The 22,616-nt window shown below is 51.8% G+C and carries 16 protein-coding genes, 10 pseudogenes and 1 other annotated feature; of the genes and pseudogenes, 8 read left to right on the top strand and 18 right to left on the bottom strand.

The features are described from left to right. Positions 1-148: 148 nt before the first annotated feature. From fur to ybfE, 3 genes and pseudogenes are all read right to left on the bottom strand, one after another. A complete protein-coding gene (fur, locus tag AACL06_RS00285) occupies positions 149-595 on the bottom strand; it encodes a ferric iron uptake transcriptional regulator (protein WP_339037253.1) in 447 nt (148 codons plus the stop codon). Positions 596-977: 382 nt separating this feature from the next. Next, entirely contained in the window at positions 978-1,544 is a 567-nt protein-coding gene (gene fldA, locus AACL06_RS00280; RefSeq protein ID WP_339037251.1) for a flavodoxin FldA, read from the bottom strand. Positions 1,545-1,676: 132 nt separating this feature from the next. Beyond that, positions 1,677-2,006, bottom strand: a pseudogene (ybfE, locus tag AACL06_RS00275) (LexA regulated protein). A gap of 338 nt (positions 2,007-2,344) precedes the next feature. Here ybfE and AACL06_RS00270 point away from each other — a divergent pair. From AACL06_RS00270 to fis, 5 genes and pseudogenes are all read left to right on the top strand, one after another. Continuing rightward, positions 2,345-2,530: pseudogene (locus AACL06_RS00270) on the top strand (DUF997 family protein). A gap of 46 nt (positions 2,531-2,576) precedes the next feature. Further along, positions 2,577-3,923, top strand: a complete 1,347-nt coding sequence (panF, locus tag AACL06_RS00265; protein WP_339037249.1) for a sodium/pantothenate symporter — start codon at positions 2,577-2,579, stop codon at positions 3,921-3,923. An 11-nt stretch (positions 3,924-3,934) separates the two neighbouring features. Continuing rightward, positions 3,935-4,794 (top strand): annotated as a pseudogene (prmA, locus tag AACL06_RS00260) (50S ribosomal protein L11 methyltransferase); the annotation flags it as partial. 352 nt (positions 4,795-5,146) lie between these two features. Next, complete coding sequence (gene dusB / locus AACL06_RS00255) at positions 5,147-6,154, top strand: tRNA dihydrouridine synthase DusB (RefSeq protein WP_339038428.1); 1,008 nt, start codon at positions 5,147-5,149, stop codon at positions 6,152-6,154. Continuing rightward, positions 6,136-6,432: a DNA-binding transcriptional regulator Fis gene (fis, locus tag AACL06_RS00250; RefSeq protein ID WP_339037247.1), complete on the top strand. Its 297-nt coding sequence runs from the start codon at positions 6,136-6,138 to the stop codon at positions 6,430-6,432. Before dusB ends, fis begins: the two co-directional genes overlap by 19 nt. 291 nt (positions 6,433-6,723) lie before the next feature. Here fis and AACL06_RS00245 read toward each other — a convergent pair. The 10 genes and pseudogenes from AACL06_RS00245 to lptD all read right to left on the bottom strand — a co-directional run bounded on the left by AACL06_RS00245 (position 6,724) and on the right by lptD (position 16,172). Beyond that, positions 6,724-7,644: pseudogene (locus tag AACL06_RS00245) on the bottom strand (IS5 family transposase). Then, positions 7,577-7,738 (bottom strand): hypothetical protein, encoded by a 162-nt coding sequence (locus AACL06_RS00240; RefSeq protein ID WP_339037245.1) that lies wholly within the window; start codon positions 7,736-7,738, stop codon positions 7,577-7,579. The pseudogene AACL06_RS00245 and the gene AACL06_RS00240 overlap by 68 nt, the downstream one beginning before the upstream one ends. Positions 7,739-7,877: 139 nt before the next feature. Next, positions 7,878-7,994 (top strand) — a sequence feature (AL1L pseudoknot). Positions 7,995-8,041: 47 nt separating this feature from the next. Next, positions 8,042-8,713, bottom strand: coding sequence for a 7-carboxy-7-deazaguanine synthase QueE (gene queE / locus AACL06_RS00235; RefSeq protein ID WP_339037243.1), 672 nt, complete (start codon positions 8,711-8,713; stop codon positions 8,042-8,044). 261 nt (positions 8,714-8,974) lie between these two features. After that, on the bottom strand, positions 8,975-9,346 hold the full coding sequence (locus AACL06_RS10425; RefSeq protein WP_425336913.1) for a transposase domain-containing protein: 372 nt from the start codon (positions 9,344-9,346) through the stop codon (positions 8,975-8,977). A 76-nt stretch (positions 9,347-9,422) separates the two neighbouring features. Then, positions 9,423-10,247: a bis(5'-nucleosyl)-tetraphosphatase (symmetrical) ApaH gene (gene apaH / locus AACL06_RS00225; protein WP_339037242.1), complete on the bottom strand. Its 825-nt coding sequence runs from the start codon at positions 10,245-10,247 to the stop codon at positions 9,423-9,425. Positions 10,248-10,249: 2 nt separating this feature from the next. Beyond that, entirely contained in the window at positions 10,250-10,627 is a 378-nt protein-coding gene (gene apaG, locus AACL06_RS00220) for a Co2+/Mg2+ efflux protein ApaG (RefSeq protein ID WP_339037241.1), read from the bottom strand. A 12-nt stretch (positions 10,628-10,639) separates the two neighbouring features. Next, positions 10,640-11,458: a 16S rRNA (adenine(1518)-N(6)/adenine(1519)-N(6))-dimethyltransferase RsmA gene (gene rsmA, locus AACL06_RS00215; RefSeq protein WP_339037239.1), complete on the bottom strand. Its 819-nt coding sequence runs from the start codon at positions 11,456-11,458 to the stop codon at positions 10,640-10,642. Next, positions 11,451-12,443: a 4-hydroxythreonine-4-phosphate dehydrogenase PdxA gene (gene pdxA, locus AACL06_RS00210; RefSeq protein ID WP_339038426.1), complete on the bottom strand. Its 993-nt coding sequence runs from the start codon at positions 12,441-12,443 to the stop codon at positions 11,451-11,453. The genes rsmA and pdxA overlap by 8 nt, the downstream gene beginning before the upstream one ends. Continuing rightward, positions 12,433-13,728, bottom strand: coding sequence for a peptidylprolyl isomerase SurA (gene surA / locus AACL06_RS00205; protein WP_339037237.1), 1,296 nt, complete (start codon positions 13,726-13,728; stop codon positions 12,433-12,435). Before surA ends, pdxA begins: the two co-directional genes overlap by 11 nt. A gap of 65 nt (positions 13,729-13,793) precedes the next feature. Continuing rightward, entirely contained in the window at positions 13,794-16,172 is a 2,379-nt protein-coding gene (gene lptD / locus AACL06_RS00200) for an LPS assembly protein LptD (RefSeq protein ID WP_339037234.1), read from the bottom strand. 225 nt (positions 16,173-16,397) lie between these two features. On the opposite strand from lptD, the gene djlA reads away from it, so the two are divergent. Continuing rightward, on the top strand, positions 16,398-17,204 hold the full coding sequence (gene djlA / locus AACL06_RS00195; RefSeq protein ID WP_339037232.1) for a co-chaperone DjlA: 807 nt from the start codon (positions 16,398-16,400) through the stop codon (positions 17,202-17,204). 30 nt (positions 17,205-17,234) lie between these two features. Here djlA and rluA read toward each other — a convergent pair. From rluA to AACL06_RS00175, 5 pseudogenes are all read right to left on the bottom strand, one after another. Beyond that, positions 17,235-17,889 (bottom strand): annotated as a pseudogene (gene rluA / locus AACL06_RS00190) (bifunctional tRNA pseudouridine(32) synthase/23S rRNA pseudouridine(746) synthase RluA). Between the two features lie 53 nt (positions 17,890-17,942). After that, positions 17,943-18,428: pseudogene (locus tag AACL06_RS00185) on the bottom strand (RNA polymerase-associated protein RapA); the annotation flags it as partial. Beyond that, a pseudogene (locus AACL06_RS10420) lies at positions 18,424-18,615 on the bottom strand (hypothetical protein); the annotation flags it as partial. The pseudogenes AACL06_RS10420 and AACL06_RS00185, both read right to left, overlap by 5 nt. A 268-nt stretch (positions 18,616-18,883) precedes the next feature. Further along, a pseudogene (locus AACL06_RS00180) lies at positions 18,884-20,681 on the bottom strand (DNA polymerase II); the annotation flags it as partial. Positions 20,682-20,736: 55 nt separating this feature from the next. After that, positions 20,737-21,474 (bottom strand): annotated as a pseudogene (locus AACL06_RS00175) (IS5 family transposase); the annotation flags it as partial. 82 nt (positions 21,475-21,556) lie between these two features. Here AACL06_RS00175 and AACL06_RS00170 point away from each other — a divergent pair. Both AACL06_RS00170 and xseB read left to right on the top strand, forming a co-directional pair. Beyond that, positions 21,557-22,258 (top strand): annotated as a pseudogene (locus AACL06_RS00170) (IS630 family transposase); the annotation flags it as partial. A gap of 91 nt (positions 22,259-22,349) precedes the next feature. Further along, complete coding sequence (gene xseB, locus AACL06_RS00165) at positions 22,350-22,616, top strand: exodeoxyribonuclease VII small subunit (protein WP_339037230.1); 267 nt, start codon at positions 22,350-22,352, stop codon at positions 22,614-22,616.

Here is a 22,616-nt window from a genome sequence, read left to right as displayed (position 1 = left end):
ATAAACTCCCTGCACGATGCGGTTGTTGTGCGCTGTCCGTGTCCAATGTACGCCTAGTGTGCGGTACTTTCTTCAGTGACTTGACAAGGGTGGAGACAGCCGCGTCAGTGCCTGGTTTAGTCTGCTAATCAATAATCCCGCTAGGGGATTATTTCTTGTCGTGCAGCGTATCGTCTTCGCGGCAATCACCAGTTTCACAGTGGCCGTACAAGTACAGACTGTGGTTGGTAAGTTTAATACCGTGCTGCTTGGCGATATCACGCTGACGCGTATCGATCGATTCATCACTAAATTCTATCACTTTGCCACAGTCCAGACAGATTAGGTGATCGTGATGGTACTGTTGGGTCAGCTCGAACACTGACTTGCCGCCTTCGAAATTGTGACGCGTCACAATGCCCGCATCATCAAACTGGTTCAGCACGCGGTAAACCGTCGCCAGACCAATTTCTTCACTCATATCTATCAGTTTTTTGTACAAATCTTCCGCACTGACGTGATGGCATTTCGGATTTTGCAGTACTTCCAGGATTTTGAGTCGCGGAAGCGTGACTTTCAAACCAGCCTTCTTTAATGCGATGTTGTTCTCAGTCATGCGGATTCAGTCCTGTTGCTATACTAATCAACGTAAGGCGTTTTCACCTGTGTCATTGGTTAGCATAAAGAGTTAATTGCGTCTCATTATAGAACTGGTTATTCTAATTAACTGCGTCTCATTATAGAACTGGTTATTCTAATTAACTGCGTCTCATTATAGAACTGGTTATTCTAAATGGAAACCGCACATTGTTTGTAGTGATATGATTAAATTTTTTTACTATATCACCTATCACCTATCACCTCACCGCAACGCTTTGATAGCTGAGATAAAGCGATGACGCAGTTTACCGTGACAATGTGGGAAGTTACAAATGTGTCGCTTCTAATTACAGCAATCTGTACTGCTAATAATACTATTCACTTGGCTGGGCCTATGTTCAACTGTTGGTCAACAACAATGGCGCCCAGCCTACGATATCACCCAGGCTCAGTTCTTCGATGATCTGTGTAACCCAGGCTGAAACGCGCTCGCCGGTTAGCTCGGGCTGGCGGTCTTCGTCGATCGCCAGCCCGATGAAGTTGTCGTCGTCTGCCAAGCCTTTGGATGCCTCGAAGTGATAGCCCTTGGTTGGCCAGTGGCCAACCAAGGCGGCACCGAGCGGCTCGATAATGTCGTGGAGGGTGCCCATCGCGTCACAGAAGTATTCCGCGTAGTCTTCTTGGTCGCCGCAACCAAACAACGCAACCAGCTTGCCGCTGAAGTCCACGTCTTCCAGCGTTGGAAAAAAGTCATCCCAGTCGCACTGTGCTTCACCGTAGTACCAGGTTGGTATGCCCAGAAGTAGGATATCGAAACCTTCAAGATCTTCTTTGCTGCTTTTTGCGATATCGTAAACTTCAGATACCCCACCGCCAAACTGTGTCTGGAGAATTTTTTGAATCATTTTGGCAATATTTTCGGTATTACCAGTGTCGCTGCCAAAGAAAATGCCTACCGTAGCCATATCGCGTATAACCTTTAATTTCAATAAATTGCATTACACGATGTAAGGGGTAACTCCGCTAACATCGGTTGAAATAGTACCCGTTAAGAGTTTGGAGCGTCCTCGCGGCGCGCGCTTTTACCGGTAAACATCTTATCTGAATGCTGCGACGCCTGTGTGGCTAAAGTGATCAATTTTCTGGTCACTGCTCCCTCCTGCCAGTTGCGCCAGCAGCATGTGCTCGATAAGCTCTCTGCGGCTAATATTGCGCTGTTCCGCCAGTTTATTCAGAGCGTCTACCGCATTTGCGTTGATTTTCAGCTCCACGCGGCGCAACCCACGCACGTTATCGCGCTGTAGCTGATTGCGCTTATTGATTCTAAGCTATTCATCTCGAGATAGTGGGTTGGTTTTCGGGCGTCCCGGACGGCGTTCATCTGCGAACATATCCAGCATCGTGCGATCCGTTTGTTCTTTTGCCATAGGTAGCGGTGTACTGCAAGGGAGTATGCATCAAAAAGCTCTTATACCCTAACACTTCAAGTTGCATGTACGTTAGCTTTCCTCGCTCACCCCAGTTACTTACTGCTGTAAGCTCCTGCAGGTCGCTGCGTTGCTGCCTTCCTGCAACTTAAATTATTTAAGGTATAAATGCTTCTAGACGGTTCGGTTAACACACTTCGGGCTAATGAAACCCTTACTCAAATTCACCCCAAGATTGACGTTAGCGAACACGCGTAACGGCTTAGCAAAACGCCATCATGCCGTAAAATTCACTACTTTCGCTAAATCCATCACCATAAATCTATGGGAGACTAAGGATGGACAAACTCTTTACTCAAGCTCACCGCGAAACGCGGTGGACACTGCGCCTGACGCTGCTTTACCTGCTAGTTTGGTCGTTGGCTGCCTACCTGCCAGACAGCGTGAACGGTATCACTGGTTTACCGCATTGGTTCTAGATGGCTTGTCTGCTGGCGCCTCTGGGGTTTATCACCCTGTGCTAGCTGATGGTGCTGCTCGTCTTCCGCGATATTTTCCTGGAGGACGGTGATGCAAACTGAAGTGGTCGTAACGCTGATCGCCTACCTGCTGCTGGTATTTGGCCTGTCTATCTACGCATACGGCCACCGCCAAAGCGGTAATTTTCTTAATGAATACTTTCTCGGCAATCGTTCGATGGGGAGCTTTATGCTGGCGATGATCCAACTGCCGGCGGCGTGGCTGTCGCTCGGCGTACTGGGTAAGAAGTTCGCCATTCTGGCGCGGTGCTATAATGCCATTACCCTCAACGACATGCTATATGGCCGCTTCCAGAGCCGGATGTTGGTTTGGCTAGCCAGCCTTAGCCTGCTGGTAGCGTTCCTCGGTGCCATGACTGTGCAGTTTATCGGTGGTGCCCGCTTGTTGGAAAGTGCGGTGGGTATCCCCTACAACATCGGCCTGCTGATTTTCGGCATCAGTATCATGCTCTATACCGCCTTTGGCGGCTTCCGTGCTGGCGTGCTCAACGATGCCATGCAGGGTCTAGTGATGCTGCTTGGCACTGTCTTACTGCTGGGAGCGGTGATCAACGCCGCCGATGGATTGCACCACGCGGTAGATAAGCTACAGCAGATCGACCCGGCGCTAGTGTCGCATCAGGGCGGTGATCAGATCCTCAGCCTACAATTTATGGCTTCATTTTGGGTCTTGGTGTGCTTCGGGGTGATTGGCCTGCCCCACACTGCCGTGCGCTGTATCTCATATAAAGACAGCAAGGCGGTACATTGCGGTATCATTCTTAGCACCGTCGTGGTGGCGCTACTGATGCTCGGCATGCATCTGGCTGGCGCCCTGGGCCGCGCGGTGTTGCCGGATCTGAAAATCCCCGATCAAGTGATCCCAATGCTGATGGTCACCGTGCTGCCACCTTATGCCGCTGGCATCTTTCTGGCAGCACCGCTGGCGGCAATTATGTCTACCATCAACGCCCAATTGTTACAATCTTCCGCCACCATCGTCAAAGATCTTTATCTTGGCGTGCGACCGCAGCACATAGACAGCGCGCGGATGATAAAGCGTTTATACAATCTGACCACCTTGATCCTCGGCTTGCTAGTGCTGCTGGCAGCCTGGCATCCGCCGGAAATAATCATCTGTTTGAACTTGCTTGCCTTCGGCGGGCTAGAAGCGGTGTTTCTGTGGCCGTTGGTGCTAGGGCTATACTGGCGCGCCAATGCTCAGGGGGTGCTTAGCTCAATGCTATCGGGTGCGATATGCTCGCTATTGGCCAGCTTTGGCCTTCAGCCAGCCGGGCTACACCCTATCCTGCATGCTCTGTTGCTTAGCCTTCTGGGGTTTTATATCGGCAACGTTGTTGGCGAAAAACTTCGTGTAGCGTCATACTTAGCCTCTTGAAGAGAATTGCTATGCCTTGGATCCAACTAAAACTCAACACTATCGGTAGACAGGCTGAAGACCTGAGCGATGTGCTGGTGGAAAGCGGCGCGGTGTTGGTGACCTTTCAAAACATACACAATAACCCTGTATTCGAACCGCTGCCGGGAGAGACCCTGCTGTGGGGCGATACCGATATGATCGGTTTGTATGATGCCGAAACCAACATGGCCGAAGTGGAGGCGATGCTGGAACAACACCCCTTGCTGGGTGCGGGTTTCCGCCATAAGGTTGATCAATTGGAAGACAAGGACTGTGAGCACGAGTGGATGGACAACTTTCACCCGATGCGCTTCGGTGAGCGCCTGTGGATCTGTCCAAGCTGGCGCGATGTGCCTGATCCAGACGCGGTCAACGTGATGCTCGATCCTTGCTTGGCGTTTGGCACCGGCACCCATCCAACCACCGCGCTCTGCTTGCAGTGGCTGGACGACCTCAATCTGGCGGGCAAAACCGTCATCGACTTTGGCTATGGATCCGGCATTCTCACGATTGCTGCGCTGAAGCTCGGTGCAGAACGCGCTACTGGCATTGACATCGCATTCAGGCCAGTCGTGATAATGCACAACGTAATGGTGTTTCAGAACGCCTGGCGCTGTATCTGCCAAATGACCAGCCGGCCGAACTCCTGGCGGACGTGGTGGTGGCAAACATTCTGGCTGGCCCGCTGCGCGAACTAGCACCGTTGATCGGCTGCCTACCCAAAAGCGGTGGTCATCTGGGCCTGTCCGGCATACTGGCCAGACAAGCGACAAGCGTGGAAGAAGCTTACGAAGAGCCGTTTGTCCTCGACGCAATTGCCGAGCGTGAAGAATGGTGCCGCATCACTGGCAGAGCACCTACAGCGAAATATCACGAAATTCACCCAGCGATAACGGTGGATTTTTACTTGTTCTCCGCCCCAGTGATGAACGCCCCTACAAAGGCCGACAATCTAGACGAAAGGATAAAATGACTGAAAATACCGATAATATTCCTTGCAATAAAGAATATTTCAGCGCCTACAAAAGCAAAAAGCCAAACACAACCAACTGATAATAAAAAAATAATATCCTCATGGATTGCCGGAAGACACATTTTTTATAATGAATTAGGGTTAATTGCTCAAAACTCGGCCTTTCATCTCAACGCAAAAATGCGTAATATGTGCGCCCTTGCGGACCAGTATCGTTTACTCTTTGTCTATGCACATTGGACGCTTCCAGCTTGCAAATTGCCTGATTGCCGCCCCGATGGCCGGCATCACCGATCGTCCGTTTAGAGCGTTATGTCATACGATGGGTGCCGGGATGGCTGTATCCGAAATGCTCTCCTCTAACCCAGAGGTGTGGCGAACGGATAAGTCGCGTCTGCGTATGGTGCATAGCGATGAACCTGGGCTCCGTTCCGTGCAGATTGCTGGGTGCTATCCAGATGACATGGCTGCTGCGGCACGTATTAATATGGCCAGTGGCGCACAGATTATCGACATCAATATGGGTTGCCCAGCTAAGAAAGTAAACCGGAAGCTTGCAGGGTCTGCTTTGCTTCAGTATCCGGATCTGATTAAACAGATCCTCCACGCGGTAGTAAATGCTGCTGTGGATGTACCGGTGACACTTAAGATTCGCACTGGCTGGGCACCAGAACACCGTAACTGTGTAGAAATTGCCCAACTGGCCGAAGACTGTGGTATACAGGCCCTGACTATTCATGGCCGAACCCGTGCCTGCCTGTTCAACGGCAACGCGGAGTACGATAGCATTCGGGCAGCTAAGCAGAATGTCTCTATACCAATTATCGCGAATGGGGACATTACTGATCCGCATAAAGCCAGAGCAGTGCTCGACTACACCGGGGCTGATGCCCTGATGATAGGCCGAGCGGCTCAGGGGAAACCCTGGATCTTCCGGGAAATCCAGCATTATCTGGACACTGGGGAGCTGCTGCCACCTATGCCACTTGGTGAGGTAAAGCGCTTGTTGATAAAGCATATTCGGGAATTGCACGGCTTTTACGGCCAAGACAAGGGAGCCCGGATTGCCCGTAAGCACGTGTCCTGGTATCTTCAGGAACATGCCCCGAATGACCAGTTTCGGCGCACATTCAACGCCATAGAGGATGCCAGCGAACAGCTGGAGGCGTTGGAGGCATATTTCGAAAATCTTAGCGTAAAAAAAGAGCTGACAGAATTATGTTCGAACAACGCGTAAATTCTGACGTACTGACCGTTTCAACAGTTAATTCACAAGATAAAGTGACTCAAAAGCCTCTGCGTGACTCAGTGAAAAAAGCACTGAAGAACTATTTTGCTCAACTGAATGGTCAAGACGTTAATGATCTGTATGAACTGGTGTTGGCTGAAGTTGAACAGCCACTGTTGGACATGGTGATGCAATACACCCGTGGCAACCAAACCCGTGCTGCTCTGATTATGGGAATCAACCGTGGTACGCTGCGTAAAAAACTGAAAAAATACGGCATGAACTGATATTAGTTAGTTAACATCTTGATAAAAGGCGCTTTTACCTTGTTTGGTTAGCGCCTCTTTCTTCTATGTTTATACAAATGTTTATACATGAATTTCCGAACAATGAAGAAAGCATAAAAACAAAAAAGGGCGCATCAGCGACCTCATAGCGTATCACTACCAGCAGTTATTTCAGTTCTCGAAGCTCAGCTTCGATTTTATCCCCTAATCGATCAGGATACTTGATAACCCAGTGCGGCTTTGTTGAATAAATCGGATTTGGAATAAAACAGTCCCCTGAATGGGCAGCTTTCAGGCAAGGCGTACACTTTCTGGCATACCGGCGAGCGGTATCTTGTTTAATGCACAGATCATGGCCAGCGCCTCTGCAACTTGCCCATCATAATCTCGCAGCGACAGGTGACCACCAAATAGCTGTTTTACTCTGTACCTCGCTGTTGCCGCTATCGAACGTCGGTGGTAGCCTGTGATACTTTTCCACCGTGTGTTGTCTCCGGTAACGCGCTGGTGCACCACCGCTTGATTTCGCTCTGCATAGTCTGCCGACCAATAACGGGCTCCGCTGCTGGGCGGTATTAACGCCTTGAGCTTCTTGCCCCTTAACTCATCATCACACACTCGCGTATCCTAAGCCCGATCCGCCGAGGCGACTTTGATTTTACGGTACCTCTGGCGGATGAGACCTGGGAAGGCTGCGGTATCGGTGACATTGCTCAAGGAAAGGTCAGCACAGATGACCTCATGTGTTTCTGTATCTACGGCCAAATGCAGTTTTCGCCAGATCCGCCGTTTTTCCTGACCGTGTTTTTTTACCATCCACTCCCCTTCACCCAACACGTTGATCCCGGTAGAGTCGATAACGAGGTGCGCAATTTCACCCGGCGTTGCGGTTTTAAACGGGACATGGCCGGACTTCGCCCGCTTACTGATGCAGGTATCGTCCGGGCAGTTCAACGGCACTTTGATCAGTGTGACAATGGAGTCGACGAAGCGCTGGAGGGCGCGAAGTGTCAGGCCGAAAATCCGTTTCAGCATCAATACGCTGGTGATTGCCATTACGATATTCATTGCCATATCGGAATAATGTTGTCGGCGACCACGCAGAGAAGGTTTTGCCTCGCAGTACCAGGCGTGAAGTGCCGTTTCATCCCCCCAGCAAGTGAGTGAACCCCGAGTGATAAGGGCGTTGTTGTAAGCCTTCCAGTTGGTGATGTTGAACTTTTGCTGGGCCACGGAATGTCGCTATTTTGACAGAAGGAGAGTGATCTGATCCGCGTGCCGGCCAAATGTTCGATTTATTCAACAACGCCACGTACAGTAAGAATTTTGCTGGCGCAGCGCGATGAATATAAAGCTGAGCATGCAGCCATCCTCTCTATTGTCCCTAAAATCGGTTGCAGCCCTAACTAACTGCGACGTAACAACGATATCCTGCGCCAGACTTCGGCGTATTTTGACCAGGCGAAGCTCGGAACGCCATTGGAAGAAATAATGCGGCTGCTTGATGAGTTGAGTGGCGAACAGGGGTTCGGGCCTGTATGCCGCAAGTTGGATATTGCCCCGTCGACATACTCCTATTGCCGGACACCGCGGCATACTTTCCGTAAAATTAGGCAATATTGAGGTACTTGTGAGTCTGCATCGACAACCGCCAATTGCGTGCAATGCAGGTTATAATACACAGACGGGTCGCCTCTTCCTTCTTGCTAATCGGTTGCAGCTCGATGATACGGGGCTTTTTATCATGTAATGTTGCCAACAGCGCATCCAGTGCCTCGATATCACGTTCACGCGCCACCAGATGCTTCACTTCATCAGCACGCTGCAACGCTTGATCCAACACCTTCATGCCGCCGCGCATATTCACCTTGGGTGAGACCGTCACCCAGGTTTTGACCGAACAATGGATCTCGTAGGTACCACTGGTCTCGATCTGACAACCGTAGCCCTGCTGTTCGAGCAATGCAGTCAGCGGTACAAGATCGTAAATGCAGGGTTCACCACCGGTGATCACCACATGCCGCGCGGTATAACCTTGCTGACGCATCACTGCCAGCAACTGCTCGGCACTAGCGCTGCCCCAGACAGCGCTTTCTTCGGTTTTTACCAAGATCCGTTGCATGTCGACTTCCCGATTGACTTCCTTACCCCAAGTGTGCTTGGTATCACACCAACTGCACCCTACTGGGCAGCCCTGTAGGCGAATAAAAATGGCGGGAACACCGGTGAAAAAACCTTCACCCTGCAAAGTCTGGAATATCTCATTAATCGGGTACTGCATCGGTTTCTCAATCTGGAAAGGTAAAGAGCAATTATCGCACTGGAAAGGTAAAAAGCAATTATCGCAGATCCCGCCTCGGCGACCAAACGGACAAAACCGTATCCCCGGCGTACGGATTAGGAGAATGGGAAGCTCAGCGACTGCACCGCCAGAACGAGGATGAGGCTGGGCAACGTTTACTTATGGATGGGAGTGACCCTAGACTCGTTTTCCAAGCAAACCCCATGAAGTGCATTAGTCGTAGACTTGGGCTAACCATGACTACTTGAAGGTCACGTCGATATTCGCTGAAGTAGTAAAGGGGCCGACTTTTGGGTCGGTGCTCAGCCACAACAATCTGGCGAAAAAGTTCTTCTCAACGCGGTTACCATTGAACAGACCTAGATCTACCGCGCTGTTCATCGTGATCGGTATAGTCGGCGTCGTGTCCTGCGAGATAAATATGGCTGTTTGGGTCAGGACATCTCGCAACCAGACAAGCGGCTCCAAGCCGTTCTGTCTGGCAGTTTCAAGCAAACTCAGCAAGGTCGCCAGTCGTTTTCCGGCAGGTAACAAACCCGCAAACAACCAATTCTTTCGCCCCACAGCTACCAGGCGGATCGCACTCTCTATCCGGTTTTTATCTATTGGCACCAGACCCGCCGTCAAGATAACGCAGCAGGGCATATAATGGAAAGATGAGTTCACCCTAAGGTTACTCAGGACGTGGCTAAACGGTTGGTGCTTTCTTGGCCGGCTGGGTAAAATAACGGCGGTCTTCCCAGCGCAGCATGGTTAGCTTCCCGCCCCAGCAGCAGCCGGTATCAAGCCCGATAATACCTTCCGGGGTGCCTTTGCCTGCCAACGATGCCCAGTGACCGAAGATTAGGGTATAGCCAGCATCCACTAAGCGTGGCAGTTCAAACCAGGGTTTCAATGGTGCAGGTGCCGTGCCGGGGGAATCTTTACAAATCATGTCAAGCTGGCCGTTTGGGAAGCAGTAACGCATGCGCGTCAATGCATTGGTACTAAAACGTAAGCGTGCCAAGCCGCTCAGTGCTGGCGTCCAGTTGTTCGGCATATCGCCATACATGGTGTCCAGAAACAGCGGGTGACTTTTACTGCGCAGCACCGTCTCTACCTCACGCGAACAGATTTTTGCAGTCTCAATGTCCCATTGTGGCGTAATGCCAGAGTGTGCCATCATCAGCTTTAGCTCATCATCCACTTGTAGCATCGGTTGGCAACGCAGCCAGTTAATCAACTCGTTGGCATCCGGCGCTTCCAGCAGTGCGTTGAGGCGGTCTTTGGGTTTATTGCGGCTGATGCCAGCGTAGACCGCCATCAGGTGCAGATCGTGGTTGCCCAGCACAAGGCGAACCGCTGGGCCGAGTGAATGCAAAAAGCGCAACACCTCCAGTGAATCAGGGCCACGGGCGACCAGATCGCCGGTCAGCCACAACCTGTCACATTGTGGGTTGAAAGAAACCTGAGCCAACAGCGCTTGAAGTTCAGTGAAACAGCCATGAATATCGCCAATAAGGTAGGTAGTCATAGTTAATGGATCAGAGTGGGGATAGCTAAACGGAACACGGGAATAGCACAGCGGAACGACTGACTTTGGTGGTCAACCATTTCGTAATGGCCTTCCATAGTACCCAGCGGTGTTTCGAGAATGGTACCGCTGGTGTATTGGAACTCGCTACCGGGCTGGAGCAGGGGTTGTTCGCCGATCACACCGATGCCTTGCACTTCGGTCTTGCGGCCGTTGCTGTTGGTGATCAGCCAGTAACGGCCCAGTAGCTGCACGTTGAAACGGCCCAGATTGCGGAGGGTGACGTTATAGGCGAAGACGTAATGGTTTTCTTCAGGTATCGATTGTGATTCCACATAAATACTTTGAACCTGAATGCATACACGGGGTGAATCAATCATGGCAACAACTCCTTATTGCTGCGGCGCAGAATTGTCTGAAAGCCAGTTGGCCAGCTTGCAGTACTGCGCGACAGAAATGTTCTCTGCTCTGAGCGAAGCATCGATGCCCAACTCCATCAACTGTACTGGCGTAAACAGATAGCCTAAGCTGTTGCGGATAGTTTTCCGGCGTTGGTTGAACGCTTGAGTGGTGATGCTGCTTAGCATGTGCACATCACTCACTGGATTTGGCATGACGCTGTGTGGCACCAAACGTACCACTGCAGAGTCGACCTTAGGTGCCGGGGTGAATGAAATCGGCGGCACTTCCAGTACCGGGATAACGTTGCAGTAATATTGCGCCATCACGCTCAAACGCCCGTAGGCTTTGCTATCTGGGCCAGAAACCAGACGGTTAACCACCTCTTTCTGCAACATGAAATGCATGTCGCGGATTGCCTGAGTATAGATGAAAAGGTGGAACATTAGTGGTGTCGAAATATTGTACGGCAGGTTACCAAATACGCGCAACGGTTGGCCTGCCTGCTTAGCCATGGCGGCGAAATTCACTGTCATGGCGTCCTGCTGGTAGATGGTCAGCTTGTCTTTCAACGATGAATCGTTTGCTAGCCGAGCCGCCAGATCGCGATCCAACTCGATCACCGTCATGCGATCCATGCGTGCGCCAACTCGCTCGGTCAATGCGCCCAGGCCGGGGCCAATCTCAATGATCGCCTCGCCCGGTTGCGGGTGAATGGCGGAGACAATGCTATCTATGACAAACTGATCGGTTAAAAAGTTTTGTCCAAAGCGTTTGCGGGCAAGGTGCCCTTGGTGGACTCTGTTATTCATTACAATTAATTATCATTTTAATGGCGAGATCCAAGGCAGTTTTAAAACTGCCAACATCGGCGCTGCCAGTGCCAGCCAGTTCCAGAGCAGTACCGTGATCGACCGACGTACGGATAAAAGGCAACCCAAGAGTGATATTCACTGCACGGCCAAACCCCTGATATTTTAGTATCGGCAAACCCTGATCGTGATACATCGCCAGCACTGCATCGGCATGTTGCAGATACTTGGGCTGAAATAGGGTATCCGCTGGCAGTGGGCCGGTCAGGTGGATGCCTTCAGCACGCAGTGCCTCAAGCGCTGGAAGGATAATGTCTATCTCTTCGCGCCCCATATGGCCGCCTTCCCCGGCGTGCGGGTTCAGCCCACAGACGTAGATATGCGGCTGGGGCAGGCCAAATTTGGTTTTCAGATCCCGATCGAGAATGCGGATAATGTCGAATAGACTGTGCTTGGTGATAGCACCCGGTACTGCTAGCAGTGGCAGGTGGGTGGTCGCCAACGCCACGCGCAGTTCTTCGGTGGCCAGCATCATCACCACCCGATCGCAACCGCTGCGATAGGCAAAGAATTCGGTATGGCCGATAAACGGCATACCTGCGTCGTTGATCACGCCTTTATTCACCGGGCCGGTGATCAACGCGGCAAACTCGCCGTTCAGGCAGCCATCGCAGGCGCACTCCAGGGTTTCCAGCACGTAGGCGCTGTTACCGGCGTTCAGTTCACCTGGTGTGACCGAATAAGCTGTGGCTACCGGCAGCACGGTTAGTGTACCAGCGCACTGCGGTTGAGCAGGCTTTTGTGGGCGATAATAGCACAGCGTCAGCGGCAGGTTCAGCCAGTGGGCGCGCTCAAGCAGCAATGCTGGATCCGCGCACACCACCAGTTCAACAGGCCAATCCTGCTGCGCCAGCGCTGCCACCAAATCTGGCCCTACCCCGGCAGGTTCGCCGGGAGTCATCACGATACGTTTATTACTGGGCATGGCCATTGAGGATCTTCACATAGGCTTGGGCGCGCAGTTCTTGCATCCAGGTCTGCGCTTCTTCAACAAATTTGCGGTTGAACAGCATGCGGTAAGCGCGATTCCTTTGCACGGCATCGGTTTTGTCTACCTGACGTGTATCCAGCAATTGGATGAGGTGCCAGCCGAAGGCCGAGTGTACCGGTGCGCTAATCTCGCCTTTGTTCAGTTTCAGCAGTGCATCGCGGAACGCCGGATCGTAGATATCTGGAGAGGCCCAGTCCAGATCGCCACCCTGCAAGGCAGAGCTGGGATCTTGAGACAGGTGTTTGGCTTCATCTGCAAACTTGGTACGGCCGCTTTTGATATCTTGCGCTATGCTTGCCAACTTAGTGCGCGCCAGATCATCGGTCATCACCACTGAAGGTTTCAGCAGGATATGGCGGGCATGCACTTCGGTCACGGATACCGACTGGCTGGCACCACGGATGTCATTCACTTTCAGAATGTGAAAGCCAACGCCGGAACGGATAGGACCGACGATAATGCCTTTCTTGGCATTGACCAGGTTCTCGGCGAACAAGGTTGGGATCTCTTGCAGCTTGCCCCAGCCCATGTTGCCGCCTTTCAGCGCTTGGGGATCGGAGGAGTAGGTGATCGCCAGTTTGCCGAAGTCAGCGCCGTTGTGCAATTCGCCCATCAGTTTTCTAGCCAGTGTTTCTGCGCTGTCCACCTGCTGCTGCGATGGGTTTTCCGGCAAAGGGAGCAAGATGTGGCTGATGTTCATTTCGGTATCGCTGACATTTTTGGCACCCACTTGCTTTGCTAGCGCTTCCACTTCTTGCGGCAGGATAGTCACGCGGCGGCGTACTGCGTTGTTGCGCACTTCGGCGATCAGCATATCTTTACGGATCTGCGAGCGATAAGTGTTGTAGTTCAGGCCCTCGTAAGACAAACGGTTGCGCAGTTGATTGAGGCTCATCTTGTTTTGCGCGGCGATACTAGCAATCGCGTTGTCCAGATCGGCATTGGATACGGTAATGCCCATTTTTTGAGCCATCTGTAGCTCAATATTATCCATAATCAGACGCTCAATGATCTGGTGACGCAGTGAATTTTCGTCCGGCAGTGGTTGGCCATCCTGCTGTGCATGGAGTTTCACAGATTGCAATAGGCCGTTGATATCGCTCTCCAGCACAACGCCGTTATTCACAACGGCAGCGACTTTATCCACTTCTTGGGGTGCTGCGAACGCGGCATTAGCACAAACCACCAATCCGAGAATAAGCGTTCTCCAGTTCTTCATACATTTCCCATTATGTAATCCGCAAATGCGTGTGAAAGTTCTCGTTTTCAACGTGCTACCAAATATCAGAACGCGCGTTGGTACGGCAGTATACCGGAGCGCAGCATTTCCGTAGAGCCGAGACTGTGGTCGCTGCTTAGACCGCGCAGTTCGATATTGAAGGAAACTTTGTTGTCGTAAATGCTGATATTATTGCTGTTATTCCAGTCGGTGATCTTGCGTTCATAGCCCAGTGTTACCGCCCAGCAGCAGGTGTTATACTTCAGCCCTAGTAACTGATCGGCGGATTGTCTGGTGCGGGTATCGTAGTAATACGCGCCCACCACCGCCCAGCGATCGGCAATCGGCCAACTGCCTGTCACGCCCACCTGAGCGATAACGTGCTGGTAGGCAGGGATGTTGTCGGTATTCAGGGCTGTCTGGATATATTCCGGTGTGGCGTAACGGTAATTTAGCTGCACCACATGCTCTGGATCCTGGCGGTATCCCAGCACACCGTTACCCAATGAGACGCTGTTCAAGCGGGTATCATACTGCAAGCCGCCGCGCAGGCTCCAACGATCGTCGATCTTACAATAGGTGTCACCGGCCCATGCCAAACTGCCGGTATGATCGTTGTTATCGTAGCTTGTCCTATGGTCACCGGTGCCTGAACGGTTAAAGTAGTAGATTTGACCCACGGAAACGTTAAAACGTTCAACCAGTGCGTCATCATAAATGCGTGTGGTTAAACCGCTGGACACTCGGTTCTGCGAGGCGATGCGATCCAGGCCGCTGTATGTGCGGTCGCGGAACAGATCGGAATAATCAGTTTGCAGCAGCGTGGTATCGTAGGTATAGATGTTGCTTTGATCGCGGTACGGCACGTAGAAGTATTGAACGCGCGGTTCCAAGGTCTGGGTAGAACCTTCCGACCAGATCATCGGGCGCTCGAACACCAGCTTGCCGTCAGCCTTGAACTGTGGCATAACGCGATTGATGGAGTCATCAAGATGCGGTGCCACAGCCTTATAATCATTAGTGCTATTTCGGTTGATATAATGGGTGGCAAAGTGGTCAGGAATGTTCTGCTGGTAATGGGATGCCAGCAGCTTGGCCTCGTTGTTCAGGCTGGCCCAGCCGTTGGTTAGTGGTAGATTGAGCGTGGGTTCCAGATGCCAACGGGTAGCGTCCGGGCTGTACGGATTGATACTTTTAAATTTGGCTATCTGGCTGTATAGGTGAAAGTCGAACGGGCCGAGATCATTTTTGTAGTAGTTCAGATCCAGTTGTGGCCGCACTTTGTAGGAATTAGAGTTAGAGCGGTCGGTGCTGTCGAAGATTTGGAACTGCTTGGAGCTTAAAATAGCATTCCAGTTTTCATTAGCATAACCAAAGCTAAACTTCTGCGCGGCGTAGCCATCGGTGGTGGAACCATACTTCGAATCTAGATCGGTAAAGTATTTGGCATCGCTGACCTTGGTAAAATCGATGTTGAAGCGAAATACCTGATCCATTAGCCCGTGGTGGTTCCAGTGGAATAACCAGCGGGTGCTGCTGTCGGCATTGTCCTTTTTGTATTCCTTATCGTTTGGTAGCCAGTCTAGCCCCATCAGTCCAGAGCCAGGCTGCATAAGATAGCGGAATTTATTTTGCCATTGCAAACCGCGTCTAGACATATAATGCGGGGTAAGGGTGACGTCATAGTTGGGCGCGATGTTCCAGTAATACGGCAATATGAACTCAGGGCCATTGTTGCTGCCGTATTTGGCGTTCGGGATCAAGAAGCCGGAACGGCGCTTATCGCCGATTGGCAATTGCATATAGGGGCTATAGAACACCGGAACGCCGCCAATACGCAATCGGGCGTTCCACACTTCTGCCACCTGCTTTGTGCGGTCATGGATCACTTTGGAACCGATCACGCTCCAGCTATCGTCTCCCGGCAAGCAGGAGGTAAAAGTACCATTTTCCATAATAGTGAAGCGGTTATCGCCGCGTATCTTCATTTTGTTAGCTGCGCCGCGCCCCTGACGGCCGACCATCTGGTAGTCGCCTTTATAGACATCGGTATCTTTGGTATTCAGGTTTGACCAAGCCTTGGGGCCTGCCAATGTGATCTGAGGGTCGCTGTAGTGCACATCGCCAGTGGCGGTCACGGTTCGCACCGCGTCCGCCTGCCCTGGATGCTGCATCTGGTTCAGTTCCACCTGCTTGGCAGTGAGGGTGCTGTTGCCTTGCTTGATGTTGACGTTGCCAGTGAACAGCGCACTATGCGGATAGTCGGCTTGCGACTCATCGGCATTGATGGTGATCGGCTGGTTGTCAAGATCGCCGCTGACCAAAGGTTTGTCATAAACAGGAATACCGAGCATGCATTGATCAGCCAGATCAGCCAGTGCATGCTGACTATAAGGTGCCGTCCAAATCATCGTGGCCAGCAGTGTTAGGAAACTTTTTTTCATACGTGGTTGTGGTGTTCCATCATCATAGGCATCGTGTCCGGAAAACGGTCACAGGCTATATTACTCATCTGCATTGCGCTAGGGGTAAATCCTACCGTTTACTTGTATCGTCATAGGCGCAAAGATAAATGACAGGTATGATAATCCAAATTTTGGGAAAAATCGCTAACCCTGAGCTAACAGGCCAGGTATTGTGCGGCTTTCAGCATAACAATTGAGGAGTATATGCAGTATTGGGGAAAACTGCTTGGGGTCATCGCCGCCATTTGTCTTGGCGCGGGATTCTGGGGTGTAGTTTTTGGGTTAGTGATCGGTCATATGGTCGATAATGCGCGCAGCAATAAGCACAACCGGGGTTTTTTCACCGACCAACAAACGCGGCAATGGCTGTTCTTTCGCACTACTTTTCAGGTGATGGGGCACCTGACCAAATCAAAAGGGCGTGTTACCGAAGTAGATATTCAGGTCGCCAGCTTGTTTATGGATCGTCTGCAACTGCATGGCGAAGCGCGCATTGCCGCGCAGCAGGCGTTTCGTGAAGGCAAACAGAGCCAGTTTCCTTTGCGGGAGACGCTGCAACAGTTGCGCAGCATCTGTTTTGGCCGTTTCGACCTGATCCGGATGTTTCTAGAAATTCAGTTTCAGGCCGCGTTTGCCGACGGTTCGCTGCACCCGAATGAGCGGCAGGTACTGTATGTCATCGCCGAAGAACTGGGCATTTCGCATGTACAGTTCGATCAGTGCCTCAGCATGATGGAGGGCGGACGCCGCTTTGGTGGCGGCCAGCGAGGCGGTTACCAGCAGGCACAGCGCGGGCCAACGATGGAAGATGCGTGTAAAGTGCTGGGCGTCAACAGCAGCGACTATAGCACCACCATCAAGCGTGCCTATCGCAAACTGATGAGTGAGCATCATCCAGACAAGTTGGTGGCGAAAGGCTTACCACCGCAAATGATGGAAATGGCTAAGCAAAAAGCGCAGGAGATCCAGGCGGCCTATGACCTGATCAAAAATGAGAGAGGTTTCAAGTAACCGTACAGGCTCTGCATACAGGGCCTACTGTCATTGAGATGAAAAGTCCGGTTCAGCGTGGAAATGCATTGGCGTATGAAACGCTGGATGGGTGAGGTGCAGCGTCTGCGCATGCAGTTGCAACCGCTGCGGCCAGCGGTTGGGGGTTGGCATAGAAACCGTTACCGAGGATCGGATACCCGAGTGCGAGCATATGCACCCGTAGCTGGTGAGATCGGCCAGTGATCGGCATCAGCTGCACCCGTGTGCAGCCATCCGCATTCCGCGACAGCACCCGATATTCCGTTTGCGCCACTCGGCCGGTATCAAAATATACCTTTTGCCGTGGTCGGTTCGGCCAGTCGCAAATCAGTGGTAGCGCCACCACCCCTTAATCTTGCACCAGATGGCCCCAAACGCGGGCGATATAGTATTTCTTTGGTTCGCGATCGCGGAATTTACGCTTAAACTCGCGCTCGGCGGCTTTGTTGAGCGCTACTACAATCACCCCTCTGGTAGCCATGTCCAACCGATGTACCACTTGGGCGGCTGGGAAGTCAGCCTGAATACGTGTCAGCAGGCTGTCTTTGTTTTCCGGCAGCCGACCAGGTACTGACAGCAGGCCGCTGGGTTTGTTGACCACCATGATGTGTTGATCCTGATACAGGATAAGCATCGGCTCCTGCGGGGGATAGTAGGGTTTTATCTCGGCTCCACTTGCAAAGGACTGGGCGTGATGGGATCTTTGCATCGCGCCAATTATTGGTGGGTGACCACCACTAAACGAATGGCGTCCAGCCGCCAACTGGCTTCATTGAGGTGGGCCAGCCCTTGGTGGCGGTTGCACGCCATCTCCTCGAGTTCGTCGTCGCGAATATTTGGGTTGACCGCCTTCAACGCTTCCAACCGTGCCAGCTCGCTACTCAGTTTGTCGTCCGCTTCCTGCTTCGCCTGTTCAATCAAGGTGCGCGCTTATTCTACTACTAGACCTTCCGCCTGCTGCAACATGGCGTGAATGTCCTGCTGCAGCGTATTGACCAACTTGCTGGCGGTATGACGATTGACTGCAATCAGTTGGCGGTTGAAACTGTCGAACTCGACTTGTGTCGCCAGATTGTTGCCTTTGCGATCTACCAGCATGCGAATCGGCGTCGGCGGCAGGAAGCGGGTCAACTGCAAGTGTTTCGGTGCCTGAGCCTCCACCACGTATACCAACTCTACCAACAGAGTGCCGACTGGCATGGCTGCAAATAGTATCGCCTCGATTAAACATCACGCGGGTGATCGGTGAATTGTTTCTGGCGTAGAGGCAGTTTTCACCGGTGGCGGGGAAAAACAGGGTGATCATACGCGTATCTAGTGCCACGATAGTTCCCAGTCCTAATTCGCTTTCCGTATCGCTGATCCAGCGTTGACCAAGTGTAAAAGGCATATATTATCGGCTCGATTCTTTATCAGTAAGTCTTGTCACTGCAGCGCAGCGACCTGTAATAAATCCAGTTTATTGTAGGTTGTGTCAGGTCATTGACCGGGGCGGTTTCACAGATCCCAAAGCCGGTAATCAAGGCTGAGGGGGCAAACCCGACAACGCGGAGCATGATTCAGAAATTGGAAAGGGCGCTATGGTAATGGAAGGCGGTGCGTTCGTCACCTGTAAACCATGATGATTTTTTATCACCCTTAGGTGAATCATTCTACTATCAAAACAACCCCATCTGCCCGGTGACCAGCGTAGTGAAATCATCGTGCAGAAAAGGCAGTATAGCGTCTGCCACCGGTTGCAGTTGGCTCTCCAGATAGTCGGGGTAATCGATAGCTGAATGCCGCGCTTCCAGTGGTTCCGGCCCGGCAACAGTCATCACATAATTGATCCAGCCGCCGTTCTTATACTGTAACAGCCGCCCATGCTGGCGGTTGTAGTCGTCGGCGATACTTGCGGCACGGGCGTGCGGCGGCACATTGCGCTGGTATTCGTCCAGCTTTCTACGCAGCCGCTTGCGGTAAATCAGCCGATCGTCGAATTCGCCGTTCAGCGTTTTGCTGACGTAGTCGCGCACATAATCCTGATAAGGCTGCCGTTTGAAGATGCACTGATAGAGCTGCTGCTGGAATTGCTGTGCCAGCGGTGTCCAGTCGGTGTGTACCGTTACCAATCCTTTATACACCACCTCCTCACTGCCATCGGCGCGGGTGACCAAACCAGCGTAGCGTTTTTTACTGCCCTGCTCGGCCCAGCGAATGGTCGGTAGCAGAAAGCGCAAGTAATGAGTTTCAAACTCCAGCTCCAGCGCATTCTCCAGCCCAAACTGCTGCTGAAAATGCTTTTGCCACCACTGATTAACCTGCTGCACCAGCGACTGGCCGATCTGCGCCACCTGCTTCTGATCGTACGGCTGTTTCAGCCAGACGAAGGTGGAGTCGTTGTCGCCATAGATCACCTGATAGCCCTCGGCTTCGATCAATGCTCGCGTCTGGCACATGATCTCATGGCTACGCAGGGTGATGGAAGAAGCCAGGCGCGGATCGAAAAAGCGGTAACCGCTCGATCCCGGCACACCGTATAGTGCATTCATGATTATCTTCAACGCTTGAGATAATGCCTTGTTGTGTTGGCGTTTAGCCGCCTCGCGCCCCTGCCAGATCTACTCGACGATCGCGGGCAGGCAGTGTTTGCTACGTGAGAAGCGCGCCTGGCGAAAACCGGGTACGGAATCGGCATTATCGGGATGGCGCATGCCTTCCACCAGCCCAACTCGATCGATCAAGAAAGTACGGATGATCGACGGGTACAGGCTTTTGTAATCAAGCACCAGCACCGAATCATACAGGCCGGGCTGCGGCTCCATCACGAACCCGCCGGGGCTGTGCTATTCTTGCTGTTCACCGAGATTGGGTGCTACAAAACCCAGCAGGTGCATGCGCGGCATATAAAAGTGGCTTAACGCTGCCAGCCCCGTAACGGTGGCATGTTCCAGCAGGAAGTTGAGCAGGTCGGTCTTGGCAAAAATACGTGTCACCAGTTCGCAGTCCTTCAGGTTGTAGCGAGCCAGCGCTGGTTTGTCCTCGGCAAAGCGCTGGTCGATCTCTGCTATGCGCTGATAGGGGTTATCAATCAATTTGCCTTCTCCCAGTAACATCTGCGAGACGTGTTCCAGGCTGAAAGAAGGGAAGTACCAGGTGGCGGACTTCAGCGCTTCGGTACCGTCGATAATCAGCTGCCCAGCGGCGGAGGCGAAAAAGTGATTCTGTTTGAAGCCGTGCTCGCGCCACTCCAGACTCCAGTAAGCTGCCATCGCGCCCCAGCCGTAAAGGGATCTGATATCGCTCGGCGTGTTTCTGTAGCACCCACAGATCGAACTGCACCAAATTCCAGCCGATGATCGCATCGGGATCATGCTGTTCCAACCACTGGTTTAACCGCTCCAGTATTTGTCGGCGGCTCACTCAATACTCCAGACAGAAATCCAGCGCAGCATCGCTGCCGTTAGCTGGCCCCAAGGGCGTTGTTGAATAAATCGGATTTGGAATAAAGAGTCCCCTGAATGGGCAGCTTTCAGGCAAGGCGTACACTTTCTGGCATACCGGCGAGCGTCATCTTGTTTAATGCACAGATCATGGCCAGCGCCTCTGCACCTTGCCCATCATAATCTCGCAGCGACAGGTGACCACCAAATAGCTGTTTTACTCTGTACCTCGCTGTTGCCGCTATCGAACATCGGTGGTAGCCTGTCATATTTTTCCACCGTGTGTTGTCTCCGGTAAGGCGCTGGTTCGCCACCGCTTGATTTTGCTCTGCATAGTCTGCCGACCAATAACGTGCTCTGCTGCTGGGCGGTATTAACGCCTTGAGCTTCTTGCCCCTTAACTCATCATCACATACTCGCGTATCCTAAGCCCGATCCGCCGAGGCGACTTTGATTTTACGGTACCTCTGGCGGATGAGACCTGGGAAGGCTTCCGTATCGGTGACATTGCTCAAAGAAAGGTCAGCACAGATGACCTCATGTGTTTCTGTATCTACGGCCAAATGCACTTTTCGCCAGATCCACTGTTTTTCCTGACCGTGTTTTTTTACCATCCACTCCCCTTCACCCAACACGTTGATCCCGGTAGAGTCGATAACGAGGTGTGCAATTTCACCCGGCGTTGGGGTTTTAAACGGGACATGGCCGGACTTCGCCCGCTTACTGATGCAGGTGTCGTCCGGGCAGTTCAACGGCACTTTGATCAGTGTGAAAATGGAGTCGACGAAGCCCTGTAGGGCGCAGTTGGTGATGTTGAACTTTTGCTTGGCCACGGAATGTCGCTATTTTGACAGAAGGAGAGTGATCTGATCCTCGTCCCGGCCAAATGTTCGATTTATTCAACAACGCCTGTTAACGATTGAAATTAATAAATTATTTAACTCGACGTTACATCCTGGCTCACTGCGGCGCTGGTTGCCGAGAGCCGGTATTGTGTGACGTAAAGCGGCTGCAACTGTGCACATCCGAGATCCTCATAAAGAGGAAAAACTGGCGGCTATCGATACCGCATTGAAGAATAATAGTCCCGAGCATCCCGTCTTTTACGAAGATGAGGTAGACATCGATATGAACCCTAAAATAGGTGCCTACTGGCAGAAAAAGGGTCAACAAAAACGCATCACGACACCGGGACAGAATGAAAAGCATTACCTCGCGGGTGCCCTTCATGCAGGAACCGGAAGAGTTGATTATGTCAGTGTGACCCATAAAAAATCGGGTTTATTTATTAGCCTGTTACGCAAGCTGAGAAGCACATACCGAAGTGCCAAAACCATTACGCTTATTGTCGATAATTACATCATTCACAAGAGTAAAGAAACGTTGAGCTGGTTGCGGCGCAACCCGAATGTTATTGTTATTTATCAGCCATTTTACTTTCCATGGGTAAATAGGATAGAGCTCCTGTGGTTGGCTTTACATGAGACAGTCACACGCAATCACCGTTGCCGGACGAGGTGGAAATTGCTAAAAAATATGGGTCATTTTATGAAAGCCGCCTCACCGTTCCCAGGCAATAAACCTGGCTTAATGAAAGTGGAGCGGTATTAGGCGCAGGTATTTAGGCTCAGCGCAGAATTCCATACATATGCTAGGATAGTCTCTGAGACCCTGGTTAACAGGATGATATAAAAAGAAGATTATGCAAAAAAATAATTCAAAATCAGGCGGTAAAAATAAAAGCACCCGTTTTGAAAGCTCCCTTAACAAGTTGAAAAACATCGTGACACGTCTGGAATCCGGTGAATTGCAGCTGGAATACGCGCTGAGTGAATTAAAACGCGGCGTACATCAGTTGGCGCGTCAGATCCAGCAAAAGCTACAACAGGCAGAACAACGTGTACAAATGCTACTTAACGACAGCGCCGAAGATGCACGGTTGGTACCTTTCAACCCGGATTCCGAGTAA

This window comes from Serratia symbiotica (Periphyllus acericola) (assembly GCF_964019515.1).
GTDB lineage: Bacteria > Pseudomonadota > Gammaproteobacteria > Enterobacterales > Enterobacteriaceae > Serratia > Serratia symbiotica_D.
The sequence above is the reverse complement of the archived record's forward strand: the minus strand, read 5'-3'. Positions and strand labels throughout refer to the sequence as shown.